This is a genomic window from Okeania sp. SIO2F4, from assembly GCF_010672385.1.
Lineage (GTDB): Bacteria > Cyanobacteriota > Cyanobacteriia > Cyanobacteriales > Microcoleaceae > Trichodesmium.
The window spans coordinates 1-8,880 of sequence record NZ_JAAHGT010000367.1 but is presented as its reverse complement, the minus strand read 5'-3'; the positions used below and the strand labels follow the sequence as shown (position 1 = coordinate 8,880).

General features: G+C 35.0%; 7 protein-coding genes. 5 read left to right on the top strand and 2 right to left on the bottom strand.

The window, feature by feature from the left end; translation table 11 throughout:
* Together F6K22_RS21655 and F6K22_RS21650 are read left to right on the top strand one after the other, a co-directional pair.
* The coding region (locus F6K22_RS21655; RefSeq protein ID WP_293102517.1) for a tetratricopeptide repeat protein at nucleotides 1-2,091 on the top strand (2,091 nt) is incomplete at its 5' end.
* A 291-nt stretch (nucleotides 2,092-2,382) separates the two neighbouring features.
* The gene (locus F6K22_RS21650; protein WP_293102514.1) at nucleotides 2,383-2,628 is read left to right on the top strand and encodes a hypothetical protein; all 246 of its coding nucleotides are present in this window, start codon (nucleotides 2,383-2,385) and stop codon (nucleotides 2,626-2,628) included.
* 429 nt (nucleotides 2,629-3,057) lie between these two features.
* Here the strand turns inward: F6K22_RS21650 and F6K22_RS21645 are convergent, their stop codons facing one another.
* Both F6K22_RS21645 and F6K22_RS21640 read right to left on the bottom strand, forming a co-directional pair.
* Nucleotides 3,058-3,183 carry a hypothetical protein gene (locus tag F6K22_RS21645; protein ID WP_293102512.1) on the bottom strand — a complete coding sequence of 42 codons (126 nt, stop codon included), beginning with the start codon at nucleotides 3,181-3,183 and terminating at the stop codon, nucleotides 3,058-3,060.
* 347 nt (nucleotides 3,184-3,530) lie between these two features.
* Nucleotides 3,531-4,529, bottom strand: a complete 999-nt coding sequence (locus F6K22_RS21640; protein WP_293102509.1) for a glycosyltransferase family 2 protein — start codon at nucleotides 4,527-4,529, stop codon at nucleotides 3,531-3,533.
* A 1,779-nt stretch (nucleotides 4,530-6,308) separates the two neighbouring features.
* Between F6K22_RS21640 and F6K22_RS21635 the strand changes: the two genes are divergently transcribed.
* The 3 genes from F6K22_RS21635 to F6K22_RS21625 form a co-directional block, all read left to right on the top strand.
* Nucleotides 6,309-7,343: a chlorophyll a/b binding light-harvesting protein gene (locus tag F6K22_RS21635; RefSeq protein WP_293102506.1), complete on the top strand. Its 1,035-nt coding sequence runs from the start codon at nucleotides 6,309-6,311 to the stop codon at nucleotides 7,341-7,343.
* Nucleotides 7,344-8,127: 784 nt separating this feature from the next.
* Nucleotides 8,128-8,316: a hypothetical protein gene (locus tag F6K22_RS21630; protein WP_293102503.1), complete on the top strand. Its 189-nt coding sequence runs from the start codon at nucleotides 8,128-8,130 to the stop codon at nucleotides 8,314-8,316.
* A gap of 79 nt (nucleotides 8,317-8,395) precedes the next feature.
* Nucleotides 8,396-8,880 (top strand): LuxR C-terminal-related transcriptional regulator (locus tag F6K22_RS21625; protein WP_293102501.1); only part of this gene is annotated, 485 nt, incomplete at its 3' end.

Here is an 8,880-nt window from a genome sequence, read left to right as displayed (position 1 = left end):
TTTACTTTAAAACCAGAATGGGCAACAGACTTAGAATATCTGAAATTAGCAAAAACTCTATTAACATACAAGCGAAAAGAAGAAGCGATCGCCTGTTATGAACAATCGCTTAAATTAAACCCAAACCTCTCTCAAGCACATCATAATTTAGGAGAAATTTATAGTGGAGAAGAAAAATGGCAAGCAGCTATATCAAGTTATCAAAAAGCCATTAAACTTAACCCCAAATTTTCCTGGTCTCATCACAGCTTAGGTAAAGCTTTTGCCAATACTCAGCAGTGGGAAAAAGCAATTTATTCTTATCAAGAAGCACTTCAATTAAATCCTCAAGCTGCTGTTACTTATCATTGTCTCGGAGATGCTTTAGTCAACCAAAAACAATTAGATAAAGCTATTAGTGCTTATCAAAAAGCTATAGAATTACAACCAGAAACTTGGGTAGTTCATCATAAATTAGCTAATCTTTTCCAAGAAAAAGGAGAATTAGATGCAGCCATCCTCACCTACCATGAAGCTATTAAACTCAATCCTAATTTTCTATGGTCTTACTACAGTTTAGGAGAGACATTAGTCAAACTTCAAAGATGGAATGAAACAGTATTAGCTTATCTTTACGCCTTTAAAATTAATCAAGAATTACCAAGTATCCATGAACAACTCGGATATGCTCTAGAAAAACAATCTCAATCAAATCTCAAAGAAACTATTAACTATTATTCTCAGATTATTCAAAATCCTCAACAACAGAAACCTACCCCCATCAAAGAATTATCAATTCAGCCAGAAGCTCCAGAATTTTACTTAAAACTCGGAAATTTACTAGGGCAAAAAAATCTATTTAATCCAGCCATAATCATTTATAATATAGGTTTGCAGGTGCAGCCAAATCATCCAGAAATTACCAGGCAACTTACCCAACTAGAAAACAAAAAAAATCAATTATACCAGGAACTCACTGACTGCCAAAATACTATTAACAAAAACCCAAAAAAATTCATACCCCACTATAAACTAGGAAATATATTACTCAAACTTCAGAGATTAAATCAAGCTGTCGAAGCTTATCTAAAAGCAATTCAAATCAAACCTGAATATCCCTGGTTTTTCTTCTACTCTAATTTATTAAACTTTCTGATTAAACAAGGAAAACTACAACAAGTATTGAAATTTTTTCAAAAAATTACTCAAGAAAACCCAGAAAGTATTTGGTGTTATGTTAACCTGGGAGAAATTCTCACAGCAACAGGAAAAGTAGATGCAGCCATCAAAAATTATCAAACTGCCTCCTACAACAAAACTCGCCAATCTCATCCTACATTTGTTAAACAAAATTGGGATTTAAAAAATACTAATGGTCCTAACTTTATTATTATTGGCGCCCAAAAAAGTGGTACAACTTCCCTAGAAAATTATATTGCTCAACATCCCCAAGTAATACCAGCAATTAAAAAAGAAACACATTTTTGGTATCGAGACTTCAACAAAGGAATTAATTGGTATCTCGCACACTTTCCTCCTATTCCTAAATCAGAAAAATTTATCACTGGAGAAGCAACTCCTAACTATCTAGAAAATTATCAGACTGCCGAACGAATATATAATGTATTTCCAGAAGTAAAACTATTAGTAATTTTGAGAAACCCCGTAGATAGAACCTTCTCTCAATACAATCATTGGATTAGGTTAAATTGGGAAGATCGCTCCTTTGAAACAGCAATAAATTCAGAGTTAGAAATACTCAACAAAAATCCCGAAAAACCCCAAGGAGATAAAAATTATTGGCAACAACCAGGCAACTATATAGGGCGTGGTATTTATGTAGAATTTATCAATAAATGGTTAGCAGTATTTCCCAGACAACAAATACTGATTTTAAAAGGAGAATACCTTTATCAAAAACCTGTAGAAACCATGAAACAAGTATTTGAATTTTTAGGATTACCAGAACATCAACTGCCTGAATATAGAAAGTTAAATCCAGGACATTATTCACCAATAAGTGATGAGATGCGCCAGAAATTGAGTGAATATTTTCAACCTCATAATCAAAGATTAGAAGAATATTTAGGAATGGAGTTTAACTGGAAATAATACTGAAGCAAGTTCAGTTTTTGGGAATAGTTATACCCAATTCAAAATTCAAAAAAGGAAGTTACATCTTAATTTGTGATTTATGCCTACAATAAAAAATTATAAATTCCATAAATTGTCAAAATAAAATATTTTTTCCTCTTTTTTTATCTTTTTTCTCTTTCCCTGTTCCCCGTTCCCTATTCCCTATTCCCTGTGTCATGACTGTAGCAATATTTTATGAAATTAATATTACAATAAAAGATAGGTACAATCAAACAATCTCGTTATTTTTACTTAAAGGAGTAGTCGATGACAAGAAAAATTTTAAAAGGGAAAGATGAAAAGATGCTGACTAAAGGTCTAAAAAAAGATATCAAGTGGACTCCTAAAAAATTAACTCTTGCAGGAATTGGTGTTTTGATTCCCTATACAGCAATATTAGTCTATGTAATTTCCTCTGGAGTTCCTTTAGGTTTAATAATTTTAATGATAGCAGTTCCTTTAATATTTTTCGGAGGTTTTTCTCTGCTATACTTTCTAACAAAAAACCTGTGAAACTGTGGCAAAAAATATAGGGTTTCTTAGACTAATGAGGTAAATATATCTTTATTTCTATTCTATAGAAGCCCTGAAGGTATCTCCAGAAAAGAGGGAATAGGGAGAATTCATTAATGGATAATGGATAATTGATAATTGATAATTACCTCTGGTTAAAACCGCTCGGGAATTGAATATAAGGAATATTGTCTTTGTTTTCCCCTATCCAAGGGGAGGCTTCAAGGCGCGAATTATTTAATTATTAATAATTAATAATTGATTGAATTTGGGATTTTGGGAGAGGTCTAATACCAATTCCCATGCATTAATGCTATACTCCCCATGGGACTTCAGTTATTAAGTAATAAGTAACCTTCAGTCATTTTTTTAACGATTATTGGCATTAACCCAAGCTCTGTACAGACCTTGCATGCAACGTCCCTACCATTAGGAGATGTAGCAACACTTTTGAGATTTGGTATAATACACCCCATTTCCCCACACACCCCACACACCCCACACACCCCACACACCCCACACTCCCCACACTCCCCACACTCCCCACCCCCCCATCTCCCTATATTTAACTAGACAAATAGATACGCTTAGGGGTTCTATACCCTATACCCTGTTCCCTGTTCCTTGTTCCCTAAAACAAACGAATGCGCGTACCTTACCAGTATAGGAATTGCTATAGGTACTTTGCTAATTGCTAATAGCTAATAGTTAATTGTAAAAATGTAATCAACAACAGTCTCTTAGCAATTATATCATGTCCGGATAATTAGTGATGAAAAAAACTTCCTGATTCTTCCTTCTTTCTTCCCTCCTGACTCCTGACTCCTGAGTCCTGACTCCTGAGTCCTGACTCCTGAGTCGTTTATTTATAAGTATTCAACCGGACATGATATTACCACATTTCACCAAACTCCACTATTACTAATCACCCAACCCATCAACTGTTGCCATTCATCAGTTTTAGCCAATTTATCAGCATCCAAATCATCCCCCATATTCTCAGAAAATCCTGTGAAACTCTCAATCCAATTAATAACTGTTCCCACAGGTAAAAAAGGAGTATATTGCCAAGACTTTTGCAAATATTCCACCATCTCAGAATAAAAACCCGTATAGTACAAATACCACGAACTCCAGACAAAAGTATTGTAACGCACCTGTTTTTCCAATAACCTAATCCCCAAAGGTAAAGACTCCGAGGCAAAAAACTTATCCAACACTCCATTAATAGATTGCGCCTGAGACACTCCATCCCGCATAGTATTCCGGTCATGCTGACGATAACAAACAGTAGACTGTTGCAACCACTCAGCCTCACAACCACGCAAAGCTAAACGCAACACCAAGTCTACATCCTCCGCTTGACCTAATCCTACCTCAAAACTCCCCACCTGTTTTAACCAATGCCGCCGAAACATCAAAGTACCCATTGTGCCAATTGGTTTCCACCGCAACCATCCCTCCAAATCCAACTTAGCCACATAATTCCAAGGTGTCTCATCCTTAATAGTATCACCCTGCTGATTCACCCTGCGCCAACCACTGTGAACAATTCCTAAATTTGGTTGGGTGTCAAATACTCCCACTTGAGCAGTCAGTTTATCCGGTAAAAAAAAATCATCCGCATCCAAAAAAGCAATTAATTCTCCCCGCGCCAAATCAATACCATGATTCCGGGCAGCTGAAACCCCTTGATTTTCTTGATATACATAACGAATCGTCTCAATATAAGGTTGCAAAACCAAGCGGGTATTGTCTGTGGAGCCATCATCAATCACAATAATTTCATAAGATTGATAAGTTTGGGCTAAAATGCTTTCTATAGCTTGACTAATATAGCGATCGCAATTGTATACAGGTATAATTACACTTACCCGTGGAGTTGTATCAGTAGTTGACATCAAAATTATTCCTGTTTTTAGTAGTCTATCCTTTACTTATATTCTACTTAGTAACTTCCTATTCAGAATAATAATGTAAGCATTCAGCTATTAGCCTTCAGCATTCAGCTTTTTAATGAATCAAGTAATAATTCGTTTAACTTCTACTAGATTTTCAGCCCATAAGTCGATCGCAAAAGGTTTTCAGCTTAGTATTTCAAGCCTCCGACTTTAGTGGTCGGCACTGATAACTAATAACTGAAATGACTTCCTATTTCTCTAAAAGAATAATTCCAATTGGCTTTGTTGTATGAAAGCATATAGCTACCGCACAAGATCCAAGCATATGTACTTCAGACTTCTACAACTATTGTCCAATAGATGAATAGAGCATCAATCTTTGATATAAAAAGGCTGAAACTTTTGCCTGTAAAGGCTTTAAGGCTATTAACTATTGGACAATAGATGAATAAAACATCAATCTATAGAAAGAGGGTGATATAGCTGCCACTAGGTTCACCTTTCATGTCGGGGACAACCGAAAAGCGGAACGGATGTTCTATCAATACTTTCATGCAACAAAGCCATTCCAATTCGCAAATATGCAACGCCCAGTTATCGCACTCGCGACTTCCACTCAATACAGACCTTCCTCTGTATCAATTTAGACTTGCTTAATGTTGAGGAGCAAAAAATAAAGAGTCCCTAATTGCTTTCCAGTGTAACTAGGAAATATTATAAGTTACACTGAGGGACTCAAAGTTTCTATAATACGTTGTCCTACCAGAGAGAAGAACACCATAAGCAATGTAATTATGATTATGACTCTAATGATAAAACTTGTCAATACTTTTTAGGTATTTAATTTAAAAATATTTGTATTAAGAATACCTAATGCCAACAAAAATTTTCTGTTAACAGAAAACTTAGGGATTTCTTAAGATTTAACTCTATAATACAGTAGCAAAAATTAATGAAAAAAAATATCAAAAGACTCTTGACAAAACTAGAAATTTATTGAATATTAGTTGCAATAAGTATGTAATATACTTTTGGGCCTTTCAACCTAAAATGGTGACAGTTGTCATTAATATTCAATCTTTTGCTCCAAAATCAAAAAACTATTGATTTGTGGACTAGCAATGAACATCTAAATTTGAAGACAAAAAAATGACCACTGTAAATTAGTGGCCAAAGATATGTATTTTGATTAGAGGTATGATAACACAATTAGCAACCAAAGAAAAATCTTCCACTCATTTTAACAATACAGAATAGGACTGAGTATCAGGTCGATGCTGGGATGAGCGATCGCATTCTCAATGGAATCAGCTCACAACTCAAAATTACAGAAAATTAGAATATATGTTGAGGCAGTTTTATCCCTAAAACTGCCATATATGTTGACTTTTTTGTAGAAAATATTGCTAATAGTGGCAATATTTTTTAATTAAATTGTCATCTAATTTTATGTGATTAAAAATAGACAATTTTGGCAAAATTATTACTCTTAGCAACCTGTTTTTTTGAGGATTTAATCTCCATAAATTAGCCACGAACAATAGCGAGCAAGCCATTTTGACTGTAATTGCTGAGACATTAGTAATTGTAAATTGTATTGACTATTATTATATTAATAATTTCTTAATTATTTTTTTGAAAAAAAAGTAATTAATCATACTGTTTTTCTGATATACTTATTGAAGTATATTCAATATAGACAGTTACTAATTATTGTATAAAAATTAGTACTTGCTGTTGTGAAAAACTATTGACCATAATTCAAAGAGGCAAAACTTCATGCAAACTTATGGTACTCCAGAAATTAAATACGATTGGTGGGCTGGAAATGCCCGCTTCGCTAAACTATCTGGTTTATTCATATCTGCTCATGCAGGTCAAGCAGCTCTAATTACTTTTTGGGCAGGGGCATTTACTCTGTTTGAAATATCTCAATATTCCCCTGATTTACCCATGGGAGAACAGGGTTTAATCTTACTCCCTCACCTAGCAACTTTAGGTTTAGGTATTGGAAAAGGTGGAGCAGTAGTAAATACTTATCCCTATTTTGTAATTGGTGTTGTACATCTAATTTCATCAGCAGTATTAGGTGCAGGAGCGCTTTTTCACACCTTTAAAGCTCCAGAAAATTTAAACGATGCAACAGGTGGAGCGAAGAACTTTCACTTTGAATGGGATGACCCTAAAAAGCTCGGTATTATCTTAGGTCATCACCTACTTTTCTTAGGATTTGGTGCTTTATTATTAGTAGCCAAAGCTATGTATTTTGGTGGGCTTTATGATGCGACAACTCAAACAGTTCGTTTAGTAACAAATCCCACTCTCGATCCATTAGTAATATATGGATATCAAACTCATTTTGCCACTGTTAATAGTTTAGAAGACTTAGTTGGAGGTCACATTTATGTGGGATTTCTTCTAGTTTTAGGTGGCCTTTGGCACATTGTTAAGGAACCCCTTCCTTGGGCAAAACGAGTTCTTATATTTTCTGGTGAAGCAATTCTCTCTTACTCTCTAGGTGGAATTGCTCTAGCAGGATTTGTGGCGGCTTATTTCTGTGCCGTTAATACTTTAGCTTATCCTGTAGAGTTTTATGGTCCAGTTTTAGATATTAAGTTGGGGATTACTCCTTATTTTGCGGATAGTGTAGAGTTGCCTTTAGGTGCTCATACTGCTCGTTGTTGGTTGGCAAATGCTCATTTTTTCTTAGCATTCTTCTTCTTACAAGGTCATCTCTGGCACGCTCTGCGAGCTATGGGTTTTGACTTTAAGCGTGTGGAAAATGCGTTGAATGGTGTAGCAGAAGAATCTTAATCTGATAAGTTTTTGAGAGTTGGAATTTTTAAGTGTGATTTCTGAGATTCCAACTCTCAAACTATATCTCTGGAAGGCTGATAGTAGGGAGGTTGTAGGCAATCTCCTTGCAAGTGGTTTGGGAAACGAAAAATTGCTGTAATAGAAAATTTTGCTTTAGGGCTTGACAACCTAACTCTAGTTATGAGTAAATATAAATAGTAAATAGAAATATTTCTCATTTATCTCGAGCAGAATACAATAAGGTGGGTTAAATGACAGCACAACCTAAAGGATGAGACATCTCTAGAAATTAAGTCTTAGCCTAAGAATCATAAGGGTTTGAGATTAATTTCTGTAGTGGGAGCATCCTGCCCGTTAGCACCTGAGTGAGATAAATTTGCTATATATCCCTATTTAGTTTTTGTTCCTTCACCTAAACCAGGGAAAAACCCAGAGGGCTATTCCACAATGTAATTAATTAACGGGAGATAAAATTATATTGAGTTTTGTTTTGCTAGCTTATTGAAAATATTTCTCAAAATTTTCCTAGGATATGAATAAATAGATTTTGAGCGCAGCAGTTAGGTATCACTTCAGACAAAAATCAACATTTAAGAATAACTATTTTTTACCAGACACCCTTTAACTTGATTATAGCTACTATGTAATCAAACAATAAACAATTTAAAATTTTCAAATAAAACCTGAAAAATTATGAATACCTGACAAATTTCAGAAATAGATCGAAATATCATACTAACAATTTTTTCTTTAATAAATCACCCATAGAAAATATAAAGAAATGGCAGGTTCAAAAAAACTAGCTTCATGGAAAATAAAACGCTATAAAAATAACTGCGATCGCAGATTTTCTTTCAAATCTTTAGAATCAGAAAATAGTTGTCAAAATCAAACAATAACTACGAACAAAAATATGAATAAACTACAAAGTGATTGGTCTGGTTATTGTGATGAATTAGACCCGTACTAAGTTCTAATTCAATAGTTGTAAAATTTCTCAAACCAATATCTAAGTATAAGACAGAAAAAATACTACTACGGAGGTAAAAATGTCAAAAATCGGTCTTTTTGTCGGCAGTACAACAGGTAAAACTGAAGAAGCTGCAGAAATTATTCAGAAAGAATTTGGTGGTGACGGAGTACTTACTATCCATAATATGACTGACGCACAACCTGATGATTTTAATGGTTATCAAAATTTAATTGTTGCCAGTCCTACCTGGAATATTGGTGAACTACAAAGTGACTGGGAAGGTTTCTTTGATGAACTAGATAATATCGATTTCAAGGGCAAAAAAGTTGCCTATTTCGGTACAGGAGACCGCATGACCAAGCAGCCTGCCGCCAAGCAGAGTCAGAGCGAGAATCCATTGCAGCGGCTGACTGAACGCGAAGTCGAGGTGTTGCGGCTAGTGGTTCAGGGATCCAGCAATCGGGAGATTGCCACGCAGCTGGTGATTACTGAGGGAACAGTCAAGTCCCATATTTCTAACATTCTCAATCGGTTGGACGCGCGGGATCGGACGCAAGCAGC